This window comes from Streptomyces sp. NPDC039430 (genome assembly GCF_055639435.1).
Genome location: NZ_JBVKAK010000005.1, coordinates 423,371 through 437,176 on the forward strand (window position 1 = coordinate 423,371; position 13,806 = coordinate 437,176).

The window sequence follows — 13,806 nt, forward strand, 5'->3', positions numbered from 1 at the left end:
TCTCCGCGTGCGCGTGCGCGTCCGAATCAGAATCCGGAACCGGTGAAACATTTCCGCCGGGCCACCGCGTCAGTGAGGTGAGGGGCGGGACGGGGGACCGTGCGCCAGGGGGAATCGGGGGAGCGGGGGACGATGAGGCGCACGGGATGGCTGGGTAAGGGCGGTGACCGGGGACGTACCTCCCGGGCCGATGACTTCAGGGAGTTCGCGGTCGGCCGTACGAACCAGCTCTTCCGTTCCGCCTCTCTGCTGACCGGCGGCGACACCCACCTCGCCGAGGATCTGGTGCAGGAGACCCTCGGCCGGATGTACACGTTATGGGGCCGCGTCGACCGGATCGACAACCCGGCCGGGTACGCGCAGACCGTCCTCGTCCGTACGTTCCTCACCCATCGGCGGCGCCACTCGGCGACCGAACGGCCCCTCGGGGAGATCCCCGAATCGGCCCCGGTCCCCGGCGACGACGTCGACCTGCGCATCGCGCTGCTCGATGCCCTCGCGCAACTGTCCGTCAAGGACCGCGCGGTGGTGGTGCTGCGGTACTGGGAGGACCGCAGCGTCGAGGAGACCGCCGACGCCATGCATGTCAGCTCCGCCGCAGTACGCACCAGATCGGTGCGGGCGCTCGCGCAGCTACGGCAGCGACTGGACGGCAGATTCGCCGAGTTGGCTGCCCGCTGAGCGCCCGCCCACGGGGCTCGGCGCTGATTCTGTCCGGTACATGAGCAAGGAGTGGGGCCGACCATGCCCTCTGAAAAGCCATTTGAAGCACCCTTCGAGGACGGTCTCGGTGAGGCGCTGCGCCGCACCGGCGAAACGTTCGCACCCCCGGACCGGACCGCTCTGGTGGACGCCGGGCTGACCCGGGGCCGCCGACGGGTGGCCCGGCGGCGTGCGGCGGTGGTGACGGGAAGCGCCCTCGTGCTGGCCGCCGTGGGGATCGGCGGCGCGTACGGCGGCGGACTGCTGGGTGGGGGACAGGGGGGCGGCCGGGGCGGCGAGGCCCCCCTCGCCGCAGGCTCCACGCCCACCGGCCCCACGCGCACCGGCTCCACGCGCACCGGCTCCACGCCCCCTGGCTCCACGCGCATCGCCCCCGCGCCGGGCGCCGATCCGGACCTCATGGCGATTCTCACCGGGCTGCTTCCCGACGGAACGCTGAAGAATCCGACGACGAACAGCTCCGACGGCGGCCCGGGCTTCCTCAGCGTGCGCGGGGTGTTCGACGACGGAAAGGGCGACGCCGAGGTCTCGGTCGCCCTCACCCGCGCCACCGGTACCGAGTCGGAGGATCAGGTGACCTGCCCCGACAAGGTCTTCACCGGGCACGACGACTGCGTGGAGAGCGAACTGGCCGACGGCTCCCGGCTCATGGTCTTCCAGGGGTACGTGTACCCGGACCGCCGCGCGGACACCAAGAACTGGCGGGCCGTCCTGCTCACCTCCGACGGCTTCCTGGTCGACGCGAGCGAGTACAACGCCCCGGCCGAGAAGGACGCCGCGATCTCCCGTCCGGATCCGCCGCTGAGCCCCGCGCAGCTGAAGGCGCTGGTCACCTCGGACGCGTGGCGCGCGAAACTGAACGAGCTGCCCCCGCGGCCGTCCGCGCCGCCGCCCGGCAGGGGTTCCGGGACCTCGGCCGGCGCGTACGGGGTGAACGTCCGTGACACGCTGGTCTCGCTGCTTCCGGCCGGGCTGGAGGTGACCGGCGAGGGCGGCCAGGGGGAGTTCGTGTATCTGGTGGTGGACGACGGCAAGGGCCCCAGCAATGTCCAGATCAATGTGCAGGCCGGCATGTGGAATACCGCGAAGGAGCTGTTCACCGACGCGACCACCCTGCCGGACGGCACGCTGCTCACGACCGAGAAGGGCGCGGGGGAGAAAGGGGTCGGCGGCATCAAGATGTGGACCGCCGACACTCTCCGGCCCGACGGGCTGCGCGTCGTCGTCTCCGCCTTCAACGCGGCCGACCACGTCTCCCCGGCCACGCGCGAGAACCCCGCGCTCACCTTGAAGCAGCTCACCGCGATCGCGACCAGCCAGAAGTGGCTGACGCGCCCGTAGTCCTCAGCCCCTAGTCCGCAGCCGCAGTCCGCAGCCCGCGTTCGCGGTCCGCCGCAGCCCGCTGCCCGTAGCCGGTCCTCGTCGTCGGTTTCCGTCCTCCGTTCTCCATCGTCCGTCCTCCGTTCTCCATCGTCCGTCCTCCGTTCTCCATCGTCCGTCCTCCGTCCTCCGTCGTCCGTTTCCCCGGCCCGCGGCGAACGCGGCCCCGCGGCGTACGCGACTCGCGCCGCCCGTGCCACTGCGACCGGCCCGCTGCCCTCACTTCGCGTCGGAGTACCGCTCCACCGTCGCCGTCGTGAACGTGAACCGCACCGGCGTCTCCCCGAAGGCGATCCGCCCGGCCAGCTCCCCGGCCGCGCGGATCGCCTCGGCCACTTCCTGGGCCTCCTGCTCCGGGCAGTGCACGATCACCTCGTCGTGCTGGAAGAAGACCAGCTCCGCCCGCATCCCGGTGGTCGCCCGCCGCAGCGCGGCCAGCATCAGCAGGGCCCAGTCGGCCGCGCTGCCCTGGACGACGAAATTACGGGTGAAGCGCCCGCGCGCCCGTCCGTTCGACGAGGCGTATCCCGGGGTGAACTCGCCGCCGGACGAGGGCGATCCCTCCCCGTCCGCCCCCGGCGCCGGGGATATCTCCTGCGGGATACCGGCTTCGCCGTCGTCCTCCTCGGCCCCGGCCGCGCGCGGGCTCGTCCGCCCCAGCCAGGTCCGTACGAGCCTGCCCTCCTCACCCGCCCGCGCCGCGTCGTCCACATACGCCACGGCCAGCGGGAACCTCCGGCGCAGCGCGGCCAGGTTCTTCAGCCCGTCGCCGGACGTCTGGCCGTAGATCGCCCCCAGCAGCGCGAGCTTCGCGTGGGCGCGGTCGCCCGAGAACGCCCGAGCGGAGAGGGCCGTATACAGATCCCCCTCGTGCCCGGCCACCTCCATCAGCCCCGGGTCACGGGAGATCGCGGCCAGCACCCGCGGCTCCATCTGGTCGGCGTCCGCGACCACCAGCCGCCAGCCCTCGTCGGCGACGACCGCCCGCCGGATGACCTTGGGGATCTGCAGCGCCCCGCCGCCATTGGTCGTCCACCGGCCCGAGACCGTACCGCCCGGCAGGTACTCGGGTCTGAACCGGCCGTCCCGTACCCAGTCCTGGAGCCAGCTCCAGCCGTGTGCCGTCCAGATGCGGTACAGCTTCTTGTACTCGATCAGCGGCTTCACCGCCGGATGGTCGATCTCCGCCAGCTCCCAGCGCCGGGTGGACTTCACCTTGATGCCGGCCTGCCCGAAGGCCCGCACCACATCCGCCGGCAGATCCGGCCGCACCCGTCGCCCGAACGCCGCCGACACCTCGTCCGCCAGCTCGGCCAGCCGCCGGGGCTCGCCCCCGCCCGCGTACCGCTCGCCGAGCAGATCCCCCAGCACCTCACGGTGCACATCGGCGCGCCACGGCAGCCCCGCGCGATGCATCTCGGCGGCCACCAGCATCCCCGCCGACTCGGACGCGGTGAGCAGTCGCATCCGCCCGGGGTGCTCGGCGGCCGTATGACGTCGCTGCTGCTCCGCGTACACATCGAGCAGCCCTTCGAACGGCACCTCCGCGCCCGCGTGCGGCTCGAAGAGCGAGGACTGAGACCCCGGTGCCGCCGACCGGGGCGGCGGATCGGGCGGTACCGGTCCGTGCCGCAGCCTGGCCCAGGCGGCCGCGGCGGACCGGGGCTCCCCGAGCCGCCCCTCGTGGCCGAGCAGCAGCAGCTCGGCCGCCTCGATGTCATAGCACCGCTCGACCCGCACCCCCGCCGCGAGCAGCCTCGGATACACCTCGGCGGTGGAGCGCCACACCCAGCGTCCGACCTCCGGCAGCCGCGCCCGCACCGCCGCCACCAGATCGGGCTCCCGCACCACGGGACCGGCCGCGCGGCCGTCCGTGCCCAGCGGAACGAGCAGCGCGCCGCCGCCCTCCGCCGGGGCCAGAGCCCATCGTTCGGTCATATCGCCGAGTCTCGCAGGAGGGTCTGACAACGACGGGCGGACCCGTCCGGCAGGCGCGCCGGGCCTCGCACCGGGAAGATCGAATCCGTAGCCAGAACCGTGGTCAGAACCGCAGCCGGAACCGCAGTCAGGACCTGATCCGGGACCCGAGCCGGGGCAGGGACCGGAGCCCCCGTCACCGGGGGCCCGCCCCACCGTCATCACTCTATGGAGGCCGAGATGCAAGCGATCGTTTTCGAGGAGTTCGGCGGCCCGGACGTCCTGCACGTCAAGGAGATCGCCGAGCCGCACGCGGGCCCCGGCGAGATCCGCGTGGTCGTGAAGGCGGCCGGAGTCAATCCGATGGACTACAAGATCCGCCACGGATGGATGGAACAGGTCTTCCCCACTCGGCTGCCCGCCGTGCCAGGTCAGGAGATCGCCGGGGTGGTGGACGAGATCGGCGCCGGGGTCACGGGCGTCGCGGTCGGCGATGACGTGCTGGGGTGGTCCACCACCGGCGCCTACGCGCAGTACGCCCTGGCCGAGACGGTCGTACCCAAACCGGCCTCGCTGGGGTGGGCCGAGGCCGCGGCCGTTCCGGTCGCGGGGGAGACCGCCGCGCGGGTGCTCGACGAACTGGCGCTGCGTGACGGCGAGACCCTGCTGCTGCACGGGGCGGCGGGCGCCGTCGGTTCCGTGGCCGCCCAGCTCGCGACGGCCCGTGGCGCGATCGTGATCGGCACGGCGTCCCCGGCCAACCATGAGTACGTGCGCTCGCTGGGCGCCATCCCCGTCACGTACGGCGACGGGCTCGTCGAACGCGTCCGCTCCGTCGCGCCGCAGGGCGTCGACGCCGTCTTCGACGCGGCGGGCATGGGAGCGCTGCCCGACTCGATCGAGCTGCGCGGCGGGACGACCGACCGGATCGTCACCATCGCCGACCCCGCCGCGGCCGGACTCGGCGTCCCCTTCTCGTCCGGCATGTCCGGCGACGCGTTGGTCGAACGGAAGCGCGCCGGCCTCGCGGAGAACGCGCGCCTGGCGGCGGAGGGCGCGCTGCGGCTGCGGATCGCCGGTACGTTCCCGCTCGCGGAAGCGGCACAGGCGCAGCAGACGAGCGAGGAAGGTCACGCGCGCGGGAAGCTCGTCATCGCGCCCTGAGAACCCGCCCCCTGGAGCGTGACGGCCCGACCGACGGGGCCCGCGGCCCGAACGACAGGACACGACGCCGGAACGACAGGACACGAGGCCGGAACGACAGGACACGAGGCCGGAACAGCGGAACGCCCGGCGCGCGGCCGGAATGGCCGATACGGCCTCGTATGGGTGATGTGGCATGGCGGCACTCCCCTCGGGCAACATAGGTTGCTTTCGGTGACCTACTGATGTCCGAGAGTAACGATGCTCACTGACAGTGGACTTGCGCACGACGTCTACGGCCAGGATCCGCCCTGGCTGCCCCTCGCGCGGATCCCGCTCCCGCACAGGCCGGAGGCGGCTCCCAAGGCCCGCCGTCACGCCCGTGAGGTTCTCGCGCTGCGCCGCGTGGACAGTGAGCTGATCGCCACCGTCGAGCTGGCGGTGAGTGAACTCGTCACCAACGCCGTGCGCCACGGCATCTGCGTCTGCGGCTGCACCCGCGGCACGGTCTCCCTCACCCTGCTGCGGGCGGGGGCCCGCCTCCGGGTCGAGGTCGCCGATCCGTCCCGTACGCCCCCGAGGTGGCCCACGGGGATCGAGTCGGTCGACGCGGAGGCGGAGGAGGGCAGGGGGTTGTTGCTGGTCACGGCCCTGGCGGCGGACTGGGGCGACCAGGCGGGCCCCACCCGGGGGAAGGTGGTGTGGTGCGAGTTCGCGTCCGCCGCCCAAGCGGCCCCTCGCCCCCGCGCCGCCCCGCGCGCGGCCACCGCTCCAGCCGCCCCGCGCGCGGCCGCAACCCCAGGCACCCCCGCAGCCCCGGCCGCCCCCGCAGCCCAGGCCGCGTCCGCCGCCCCGCCTGCCCCGGCCGCCCCCGCCGTGGACGCGCCCGCGACATAGAGGTCACGCCCCGGCTCAGCCCTCCAACTCGCGGATCACGCGCGCCGGATTGCCCACCGCCAGCACGCCCGCCGGGAGGTCCTTCGTCACCACCGACCCCGCGCCGACCACCGTGTTCTCGCCGATCGTCACTCCCGGGCAGACGATCACCCCGCCGCCGAGCCAGACGTTGTCACCGATCGTCACCGGCGACGCCCGCTCCCAGCCCGCGCGGCGCCGCTCCGTGTCGAGTTCATGGGTCGGGGTGAGGAGTTGGACATTCGGCCCTATCTGGACGTCGGAACCGACGGTGATCGGCGCCGCGTCGAGAAATACCGCGTTGAAGTTGATGAACGTACGGGCGCCGATACTGATGTACGTCCCGTAGTCGCACTGAAAGGGCGGCCGGATATGGACACCCTCCCCCACCGAACCGAGCAGCTCCGCAAGGATCTTGGCGCGGTCGGCCGACGCCGCGCCGCCGTTCGCGTTGTACGCCGCGCACAGCGCGAAGCGCCGTTCGTTCTCCGCGCCCAGCTCCTCGTCGTCGGGGAGATACCACTCCCCGGCCAGCATGCGCCGCTTGTTCTCGCCCATGGATGCCCGTGCCCTCTCTCGTCCGTCCCGCCGTCCGCCGCAGGCGTCCACGGTAGTGCGCCGTGCGAACCGGCGATGAGATATCCACAGCCTGTGGACAACGATCGGGAACGCGGACCTGCGACCATCGGAGCGCGGCAAGGAGCAGTTCCGAGGAGGCACCCCGCATGATCATGGAGCACACCGAGGCCGCGGCATGACCGGCGACGACTCCGCCGGCGCGGCGGCCCGTACCGTCGAGCGCGCCCTCACGGCCGTGCTCTCCGCGCGGGCCGGGGACGGTGGCGGCGCCGACGGCATCGACACCGGCGCCTCCCTCCTCGCCGCGGATCCGGCGGCGGACGCGGAACTGCGGCGGCGCGGCGAGCAGTTCGTACGACTGGCCTGGGAACGCGGCTGGCAGCCCGCCGATGTCGTACGGCTCGTACGCCGCGACCTCGACGGCCCGCACCTGCGCCTTCTCGCCGAGCTGACAGCGGCCGAGGCGCGGCGTTACGAACGGCTGCCGCCCCGCTGGGCCGCCCAGCTCGCGGATCTCGACGAGGAGCGCGGCACGCGCCCCTACCGGGCCGACCGCTTCTCGTACGCCACCGCCGTGCTGGAGTTGTATCTGCTGCTCGCCCGGCTGCCCGCGATCGAACCGGTCGGTCCCGTGCCCGGTACGCCCGTGCATCTCGCCGCCCCCGCGGACGGCGAGCCGCGCATGCTCACCCGGATCCGCGCCCTGCTCGCCAAGGCGGAGGCGACCGGATACCCGCAGGAGGCGGAGGCGCTCACCGCCAAGGCGCAGGAGCTGATGGCGCGGCACAGCATCGACGAGGCACTGCTCGCCGACCGTACGCACCGGGGCGATGTGCCCGGCGCGGTGCGGATCGGGGTGGACGCTCCGTACGAGACGGCGAAGGCGATCCTGCTCGACGCCGTGGCCTCCGCGAACCGCTGCCGCGCCGTCTGGAACAGCGCGTACGGCTTCTCGACGGTCGTCGGCTTCGAGTCGGACCTGGAGGCGGTCGAACTGCTCCATACGTCGCTGCTGGTGCAGGGCACGGCCGCGATGACCCGTGCGGAGGCGGCCCAGCGCGCGGCCGGGCGTAAGCGGACGAAGACATTCCGGCAGTCGTTCCTGCTGGCGTACGCCCACCGCATCGGCGAACGCCTGGCCCTCACCACGGAACAGGTGACGGCGGAGCAGGAGTCGGCGACGGCCGCGGCAACGCGGGCGGCCGAAGCGGGTGCCGGCGGGCTGCTGCCCGTACTCGCCGCCCGCGAGGCGGCGGTGGCCGACCGTACGGACCGGATGTTCCCGGAGACGGTGGCGACGCGCGTGCGCGGGGCGACGGACGCCGAGGGCTGGACCCATGGCACCTCCGCGGCGGACGCGGCGCGGGTGCCGGGCGGACCGGGCGGACCGGGCGCGGCGGACGGGCCGGGCGGGACGGGGCGGCGCGGCCGGATACGCCCCACCCGTTGACCACCCCGCCCGCTCGGGCAACAGCTCGACCGGTCATCCGGCCGACCGGTCAGCGGTCGGGACGGATACGCCGTGTCCGCTTCACGACCGCATCACGACGGCTCACGACGTCGGCGGGTCCGTCGGCAGATCGCTCGGCATTCCCTCCGGCAGCTTGTCGTCCCCGGCCTTCGCCAACGTGTCCTTCACGCCCTTGCCCCAGGAGATCACCAGGGTCTTGCCGTCGTTCGACTCGATCGTCCCCATCGTGCGGTCGGTGTTGCCGTCGACGCACGTGAGGGAGAACATCGGCTCTCCCATGTCCTCCACCGCGCCCTGGCAGACATGCCGGTCCGCGACCAGGGCGACCTTGCCGGACTTGACCGACAGGGCGACGGTCTTGCCGTCGCTCAGCCCGGCCCACGTGCCCTCGACGCTCGCCGTGTCCGTGTCCCTGTCCGTGTCCGAGCCGGAGCCGGAGTCCGCGCCCGAGCCGGAGTCCGCGGTCGCACCGGAGTCCGCGGTCGCACCGGAACTCTCGCCGCCGGTCGCGCTCGGCGCCGCGGCGCCGCCCCCGTCCTTGGCCGAGTCGCCGCCGTCACCGCCGCAGCCCGTGAGCGCGAGTGCGAGTGTCACCACGAGCCCGGCCGCGGCCGCGCCGCTCTGCACGATCTTCCGCACGTTCAAGTCCCCCTGGAGCCTGGAGCCTGGAGCCTGGAGTCCGTCGACCGGATCCTGCCGCCGGCCGGACCGCGCAAAACTACCAGGACGACTTACGCACACCCGGCAGGAATCCGGCGTGCGCCTGCTCACGCATCCGCACCCTGGAGAGGCCGAACTTCCTGAGATGGCCGCGCGGCCGGCCGTCCACGCTGTCGCGGTTCCGCACCCGCGTGGCGCTCGCGTCGCGCGGCTGACGTCGCAATTCCTCACGCGCGGCCAGCCGTTCCCCGTCGGTTGTGCCGGGGCGCCGGATGATCTCCTTCAACTCGGCGCGGCGCGCGGCGTACCGCGCCACGATTTCCTTGCGCCGCTCATTGCGGACGATCTTGCTCTTCTTCGCCATCAGACGTTCACCCCGCGGGCGCGGATCCGGGCGACGGCGGCCTCGATACCGATGGAGTCGATGGTCTTGATCGCCTTCGCGCTGAGGGTGAGCCGGACATTCCTGCCCTCGCTGGGCAGCCAGTAGCGCTTCCGCTGGATGTTGGGGTCGAAGCGGCGGGAGGTGCGCCGGTGCGAGTGGGAGATCTGGTTGCCGAAGCCGGGCTTGGCCCCGGTCAGCTGGCAGTGCGCGGACAAGGTCACACATCCTTCTCTTTGGAAATGGAAACCATTTCCATATACTAGCCCCATGGCACGTAACGAACTGCGCCCGATCATCAAGCTCCGCTCCACCGCGGGGACCGGCTACACGTACGTCACCCGCAAGAACCGCCGGAACGACCCCGACCGCCTGACGTTGCGCAAGTACGACCCGCTCGTCCGCCGGCACACCGACTTCCGCGAAGAACGCTGACCGGCGACGACAGCCGGGCGAAGAAGCATGACGAGCGCGAAGAGAAGACCGAAGCAGAGAACGAAGCAGAGAACGAAGAGGCCGATATGAAGCCCGGAATCCACCCCGCGTACCAGCCCGTCGTCTTCCGCGACAAGGCCGCCGGGTACGCCTTCCTCACCCGCTCCACCGCGACCGCCGAGAAGACGGTGGTCTGGGAGGACGGCCGGACGTACCCCGTCATCGATGTCGAGATCTCCTCGGCGAGCCACCCCTTCTATACGGGTACCGCGCGCGTCCTCGACACCGCTGGCCGCGTGGAGCGCTTCGAGCGCCGCTACGGCCGCCGCCCCGAGGCCCGCTAGGTGGGACCCATCGACGACAACAGACTCCCTGTCGCGATCGTCTGCGGGCTGCACTCCGACGCCCGCGAGGCAGCCGTACGACGGCTTCTCGCCACCGTGCCCGGCAGTGTCGCGCTCCATCACGACCTGTCGACGGCCACCCGCGGCACGGTCATACGCACCGTCCGCGACGCCACCGAACTGGTCTCCACGGGCGAGGCACCGCTGGTCAACGACTGCGCCTGCTGCGCCCTGCGGGAGGATCTCGTACCCGAGCTGACCCGGCTCGCGGACGGCGGCCTGACCCGGCTCGCGATCGTCGAGCTGTGGGACTCGGTCGAGCCCCGGGCCATGGCCGAGGTCATCGCCGCGCACGGCGAGCGTCTCGTCGTCAGCTCCGTGCTGACGGCGGTCGACCCGGCGCTGCTGCTGCCGTATCTCGGCAACGGCGACGATCTGGCCGACGCCGGGCTCGCGGCCGCCGCCTCCGACCAGCGGACGATCGCCGATACCTGGGCGCGGCAGCTGGAGTACGCGCCGGTGCTCGCCGTCGTGGACAGCCCGCTCGCGGACGACGAGGACCGCGCGCTGCTCGCCCAACTGCACCCGACGGCACGGCAGGTACGCGTCGACGGCGAGGGCGCGTCGGCCGGGGAACTGGCCGAGGCCGCGTTCGGCGGCTTCGATGTCGAGGCCGCCGCGGCCCGCCAGCACCCGGCCTGTGCGCTGCTGCCGCAGGAGGCGGACGAGTGCGGGGTCGGTACGTACGTCTGGCACCGCGCGCGCCCCTTCCACCCGGAGCGGCTCTACCAGGCGCTGGAGGATCTGACCTGCGCCGCCGCCCGCAGCCGCGGCCGGTTCTGGCTCGCCGACCGTCCCGACACGCTGCTGCACTGGGACGCGGCCGGCGGCGCGCTCTGTGTGGAGAGCGTGGGGCCCTGGCTGGCGGCGCTGCCCGACGCCGCCTGGGAGACCGTTCCGCCGCCGCGCCGGGCCGCCGCCTCGCTGGACTGGCATCCGCTGCACGGCGACCGCTGCCAGCATCTGGTCTTCACCTCGCCCGGCCTCGACCGGGAGGGCATCGAACAGCTGCTGGACTCCTGTCTGCTGACCGATGCCGAGTACACCGCGGGCCGCGCCGCCTGGAAGCGCCTTCCGCCCGCCTTCGACAACCTCCTGGAGGTCTGATGTCCACCCGTCCGATGTCCACCCGTCCGATGTCCACCCGTCGTGGGGACCGCAAGCCGCCCGCGCCCCGTCCCAATCCGCTGGACACCGCGGGCATCACCTATGTCGACTACAAGGACACCGCCCTGCTGCGGAAGTTCATCTCGGACCGCGGCAAGATCCGCAGCCGCCGCGTGACGCGGGTCAGCGCCCAGCAGCAGCGGCAGCTGACGCGCGCGATCAAGAACGCCCGGGAGATGGCGCTCCTGCCGTACCGCTCGACGCCACACTGACGCGCCGGGCGGCGCTGTCCAACCGCTGTCGGGCGGCCGCCAGTTCAACCGCTGTCGGGCGGCCGCCAGTTCAACCGCGGTCGTACGGGGCCGCACCGCCGCCGTGCGGCCGACGTACCGAGACTCCCCGCGCCCGGACCGCGCGGGGAGTCTTCTTGTCCTCACCGGGTACACGGTCACTATTCCGCCACCATTCCACCCGCCGAGGGATCCGCGGAGCCCTTCAGCGCGTCTCACTACACAGAGCGGGCGATCGGATGCCGGGGGGCGGGCCTGTAACCAAGGGAACACCCCGCGTGCACGTGCATTTGCTCATGCAGCGGCACATGAAACACAGCTATGATCCGAGAAAGTTGACGACTGCACCTTGCAACTCGGGGAGCGACCTGTGCACCACGTGTTCAACGGCATTACGGCCACAGAGCTTCACGGAGTCGTCTGGCAGAAGAGCAGGCACAGCAACTCCCAGGGATCCTGCGTGGAGTTCGCCAAGCTGCCCGGCGGCGAGGTGGCGGTACGGAACTCACGCCACCCCGACGGGCCCGCGCTGGTCTACACGATCGCCGAGATCGAGGCCATGCTGCTGGGCGTCAAAGACGGGGAATTCGACCATCTGACGGCGAGCGGTTGACCGACGGCGGGCGGCCGAGCGTGCGGCTCAGCCGGTCGATCCCGTCCGCCGTCAGTCGGCCACCCGCAGCTGGAACAGCGCCCAGACCACCTTGCCGTGCAGCGACCCCGCCAGCGGATGCCAGCCCCAGGTGTCGCTGAACGACTCGACCAGGAACAGCCCCCGGCCGGACTCCGCCGCGCAGTCCTCCTCGGTCTTCCGTGCCTCCGGGCTCGCGTGGCTCGGATCCCGCACCGCGCACACCAGTCGCGACGACCACCGCATCAGATGCAGCCGTACGGAAGCGTCCTGGGGATCCCGCGGGGTGTCGGCGGGCAGGGCGTGCCGCAGCGCGTTGGTGACGAGTTCGGAGACGACCAGCGCGACATCGTCGAAGCGGTCGTTCAGCTCCCACTGGGACAGCGTGTTCCTGGTGAACTGCCTGGCCCCGCGCACCGCTTCGTAGCGGGCGGGCAGAGCACACGAAACCGAGCCCGCGGCCGCCGAGGGATCGATGGGGGGAAGCCCCTGCCTTAACGGCTCGAGCATGGTCGATCCATTCGTCCCCATGCGAGGCACTCCCGGGATTCGCGGCCGTAGCGATACTGCGGTGGTCCAGCGTCACAACACGTCAATCACGAACGAGCACGCAGGTGCGCGGGGACCATGGTTCCGAATGCGTACGGCAGATGCAAGGGCAGATGCACGTGCACGCGCCGGACTTCACCCCTCCCGTGACGGTTCCGGCCTATTTCTCCTCGTGACCAGTTTTACCCTCTCCGCAAAGCCTTCTTATTTCCGTAATCGAATGAGTACGGGCTGAAGCGTTTTGATGGCAGAATCCGGCACTTGGAGTTCGGGGGTGCTCCGGGGAGATCCACATGTGATGGGGAGGGTTGGAGACGTGACCGCAGCCGAATCGGGCGGTTCCGTGGTGCGGCGCATCCTGCTGGGCTCACAACTGAGGCGGCTGCGCGAGACGCGCGGCATCACTCGTGAGGCCGCCGGCTACTCGATCCGCGCATCCGAGTCCAAGATCAGCCGTATGGAGTTGGGACGGGTGAGCTTCAAGGCCAGAGACATCGAGGACCTGTTGACCCTCTACGGGGTCGCCGACGAGGGCGAGCGCGCTGCCCTTCTCGGCCTCGCCCGGGAGGCCAATGTCGCGGGGTGGTGGCACAGCTTCGGCGACGTGCTGCCCGGCTGGTTCCAGACATATATCGGTCTCGAAGGTGCCGCCTCACTGATCCGTATCTATGAAGTGCAGTTCGTGCACGGTCTGTTGCAGACCGAGGCGTACGCGCACGCCGTCGTCACCCGTGGCCAGCCCGACGCGCCCTGCGCCGAGGTGGAGCGCCGCGTCGCGCTCCGGCTGGAGCGGCAGAAGGTCCTCGTCTCCGAACGCGCGCCGCGTTTTCACGCCATCCTCGACGAGGCGGCGCTGCGCCGTCCGTACGGCGAGCGCTCCGTGATGCAGGGACAGCTGAGACATCTGATCGAGATCTCGGAGCAGCCGAACATCACGCTCCAGGTGATGCCCTTCAGCTTCGGCGGCCACGCCGGCGAGAGCGGCGCCTTCACCATGCTGAGCTTCCCCGAGTCGGATCTCTCCGATGTCGTCTTCCTGGAGCAGCTGACCAGCGCGCTGTATCTGGACAAGCGCGAGGAGGTCGCCCAGTACGAACGAGTGATGGGCCGACTACAGCAGGACAGCCCGGGACCGGAAGAGAGCCGAGATGTCCTGCGCGGACTGCTCCAACTGATCTGAGACATCAGTACGATGACCTCATATCAGGAGTTTGCACCTG

At 71.5% G+C, this 13,806-nt stretch carries 17 protein-coding genes; 11 read left to right on the plus strand and 6 right to left on the minus strand.

All coding sequences use genetic code 11. The annotated features are described in order from the left end of the window. Positions 1–132 precede the first annotated feature (132 nt). Positions 133–681: a SigE family RNA polymerase sigma factor gene (locus tag ACZ7LS_RS16135; protein ID WP_382520849.1), complete on the plus strand. Its 549-nt coding sequence runs from the start codon at positions 133–135 to the stop codon at positions 679–681. Positions 682–744: 63 nt separating this feature from the next. Further along, positions 745–2,064: a hypothetical protein gene (locus ACZ7LS_RS16140; RefSeq protein WP_385134995.1), complete on the plus strand. Its 1,320-nt coding sequence runs from the start codon at positions 745–747 to the stop codon at positions 2,062–2,064. 258 nt (positions 2,065–2,322) lie between these two features. Here ACZ7LS_RS16140 and ACZ7LS_RS16145 read toward each other — a convergent pair whose 3' ends face one another. Continuing rightward, complete coding sequence (locus ACZ7LS_RS16145) at positions 2,323–4,041, minus strand: bifunctional 3'-5' exonuclease/DNA polymerase (RefSeq protein WP_382520846.1); 1,719 nt, start codon at positions 4,039–4,041, stop codon at positions 2,323–2,325. Positions 4,042–4,260: 219 nt separating this feature from the next. Here ACZ7LS_RS16145 and ACZ7LS_RS16150 point away from each other — a divergent pair, with 219 nt between their 5' ends. Both ACZ7LS_RS16150 and ACZ7LS_RS16155 read left to right on the plus strand, forming a co-directional pair. Further along, positions 4,261–5,184 carry an NADP-dependent oxidoreductase gene (locus ACZ7LS_RS16150; RefSeq protein WP_385134993.1) on the plus strand — a complete coding sequence of 308 codons (924 nt, stop codon included), beginning with the start codon at positions 4,261–4,263 and terminating at the stop codon, positions 5,182–5,184. Positions 5,185–5,424: 240 nt separating this feature from the next. Next, positions 5,425–6,060, plus strand: coding sequence for an ATP-binding protein (locus ACZ7LS_RS16155; RefSeq protein ID WP_385134991.1), 636 nt, complete (start codon positions 5,425–5,427; stop codon positions 6,058–6,060). Positions 6,061–6,075: 15 nt separating this feature from the next. Here the strand turns inward: ACZ7LS_RS16155 and ACZ7LS_RS16160 are convergent, their stop codons facing one another. Then, positions 6,076–6,636, minus strand: coding sequence for a sugar O-acetyltransferase (locus ACZ7LS_RS16160; RefSeq protein ID WP_382520840.1), 561 nt, complete (start codon positions 6,634–6,636; stop codon positions 6,076–6,078). Positions 6,637–6,832: 196 nt separating this feature from the next. Between ACZ7LS_RS16160 and ACZ7LS_RS16165 the strand changes: the two genes are divergently transcribed. Beyond that, complete coding sequence (locus ACZ7LS_RS16165) at positions 6,833–8,107, plus strand: DUF2786 domain-containing protein (RefSeq protein WP_385134989.1); 1,275 nt, start codon at positions 6,833–6,835, stop codon at positions 8,105–8,107. 102 nt (positions 8,108–8,209) lie between these two features. Here ACZ7LS_RS16165 and ACZ7LS_RS16170 read toward each other — a convergent pair whose 3' ends face one another. The 3 genes from ACZ7LS_RS16170 to rpmB all read right to left on the minus strand — a co-directional run bounded on the left by ACZ7LS_RS16170 (position 8,210) and on the right by rpmB (position 9,388). Then, entirely contained in the window at positions 8,210–8,767 is a 558-nt protein-coding gene (locus ACZ7LS_RS16170; protein WP_385134987.1) for a hypothetical protein, read from the minus strand. Between the two features lie 79 nt (positions 8,768–8,846). Beyond that, positions 8,847–9,152: a 30S ribosomal protein S14 gene (gene rpsN / locus ACZ7LS_RS16175; protein ID WP_382670493.1), complete on the minus strand. Its 306-nt coding sequence runs from the start codon at positions 9,150–9,152 to the stop codon at positions 8,847–8,849. Then, a complete protein-coding gene (gene rpmB, locus ACZ7LS_RS16180) occupies positions 9,152–9,388 on the minus strand; it encodes a 50S ribosomal protein L28 (RefSeq protein WP_356515600.1) in 237 nt (78 codons plus the stop codon). The genes rpsN and rpmB overlap by 1 nt, the downstream gene beginning before the upstream one ends. 52 nt (positions 9,389–9,440) lie before the next feature. On the opposite strand from rpmB, the gene rpmG reads away from it, so the two are divergent. The 5 genes from rpmG (at position 9,441) to ACZ7LS_RS16205 (ending at position 12,019) form a co-directional block, all read left to right on the plus strand. Beyond that, positions 9,441–9,605 (plus strand): 50S ribosomal protein L33, encoded by a 165-nt coding sequence (gene rpmG / locus ACZ7LS_RS16185; protein ID WP_382520833.1) that lies wholly within the window; start codon positions 9,441–9,443, stop codon positions 9,603–9,605. Between the two features lie 86 nt (positions 9,606–9,691). Next, entirely contained in the window at positions 9,692–9,949 is a 258-nt protein-coding gene (locus tag ACZ7LS_RS16190; RefSeq protein WP_382520831.1) for a type B 50S ribosomal protein L31, read from the plus strand. A gap of 9 nt (positions 9,950–9,958) precedes the next feature. Further along, positions 9,959–11,116, plus strand: a complete 1,158-nt coding sequence (locus ACZ7LS_RS16195; RefSeq protein WP_382521125.1) for a CobW family GTP-binding protein — start codon at positions 9,959–9,961, stop codon at positions 11,114–11,116. 29 nt (positions 11,117–11,145) lie between these two features. After that, entirely contained in the window at positions 11,146–11,388 is a 243-nt protein-coding gene (rpsR, locus tag ACZ7LS_RS16200) for a 30S ribosomal protein S18 (protein ID WP_382670624.1), read from the plus strand. Between the two features lie 388 nt (positions 11,389–11,776). Beyond that, positions 11,777–12,019, plus strand: coding sequence for a DUF397 domain-containing protein (locus ACZ7LS_RS16205; RefSeq protein WP_382520829.1), 243 nt, complete (start codon positions 11,777–11,779; stop codon positions 12,017–12,019). 51 nt (positions 12,020–12,070) lie between these two features. Here the strand turns inward: ACZ7LS_RS16205 and ACZ7LS_RS16210 are convergent, their stop codons facing one another. Continuing rightward, positions 12,071–12,568 carry an ATP-binding protein gene (locus tag ACZ7LS_RS16210; protein WP_382520828.1) on the minus strand — a complete coding sequence of 166 codons (498 nt, stop codon included), beginning with the start codon at positions 12,566–12,568 and terminating at the stop codon, positions 12,071–12,073. A gap of 316 nt (positions 12,569–12,884) precedes the next feature. Between ACZ7LS_RS16210 and ACZ7LS_RS16215 the strand changes: the two genes are divergently transcribed. Then, the gene (locus ACZ7LS_RS16215) at positions 12,885–13,766 is read left to right on the plus strand and encodes a helix-turn-helix domain-containing protein (protein ID WP_382520826.1); all 882 of its coding nucleotides are present in this window, start codon (positions 12,885–12,887) and stop codon (positions 13,764–13,766) included. The last annotated feature ends 40 nt before the right edge of the window (positions 13,767–13,806 follow it).

Bases quoted from the DNA above. Each gene is read 5' to 3' on its own strand.
- rpsR (WP_382670624.1), top strand. From the start codon at position 11,146: ATGTCCACCCGTCGTGGGGACCGCAAGCCGCCCGCGCCCCGTCCCAAT.
- ACZ7LS_RS16190 (WP_382520831.1), top strand. From the start codon at position 9,692: ATGAAGCCCGGAATCCACCCCGCGTACCAGCCCGTCGTCTTCCGCGAC.
- ACZ7LS_RS16215 (WP_382520826.1), top strand. From the start codon at position 12,885: ATGGGGAGGGTTGGAGACGTGACCGCAGCCGAATCGGGCGGTTCCGTG.
- ACZ7LS_RS16135 (WP_382520849.1), top strand. From the start codon at position 133: ATGAGGCGCACGGGATGGCTGGGTAAGGGCGGTGACCGGGGACGTACC.
- ACZ7LS_RS16165 (WP_385134989.1), top strand. From the start codon at position 6,833: ATGACCGGCGACGACTCCGCCGGCGCGGCGGCCCGTACCGTCGAGCGC.
- ACZ7LS_RS16155 (WP_385134991.1), top strand. From the start codon at position 5,425: ATGCTCACTGACAGTGGACTTGCGCACGACGTCTACGGCCAGGATCCG.
- ACZ7LS_RS16145 (WP_382520846.1), bottom strand. From the start codon at position 4,041: ATGACCGAACGATGGGCTCTGGCCCCGGCGGAGGGCGGCGGCGCGCTG.
- ACZ7LS_RS16150 (WP_385134993.1), top strand. From the start codon at position 4,261: ATGCAAGCGATCGTTTTCGAGGAGTTCGGCGGCCCGGACGTCCTGCAC.
- ACZ7LS_RS16210 (WP_382520828.1), bottom strand. From the start codon at position 12,568: ATGGGGACGAATGGATCGACCATGCTCGAGCCGTTAAGGCAGGGGCTT.
- rpsN (WP_382670493.1), bottom strand. From the start codon at position 9,152: ATGGCGAAGAAGAGCAAGATCGTCCGCAATGAGCGGCGCAAGGAAATC.
- ACZ7LS_RS16140 (WP_385134995.1), top strand. From the start codon at position 745: ATGCCCTCTGAAAAGCCATTTGAAGCACCCTTCGAGGACGGTCTCGGT.
- ACZ7LS_RS16160 (WP_382520840.1), bottom strand. From the start codon at position 6,636: ATGGGCGAGAACAAGCGGCGCATGCTGGCCGGGGAGTGGTATCTCCCC.
- rpmG (WP_382520833.1), top strand. From the start codon at position 9,441: ATGGCACGTAACGAACTGCGCCCGATCATCAAGCTCCGCTCCACCGCG.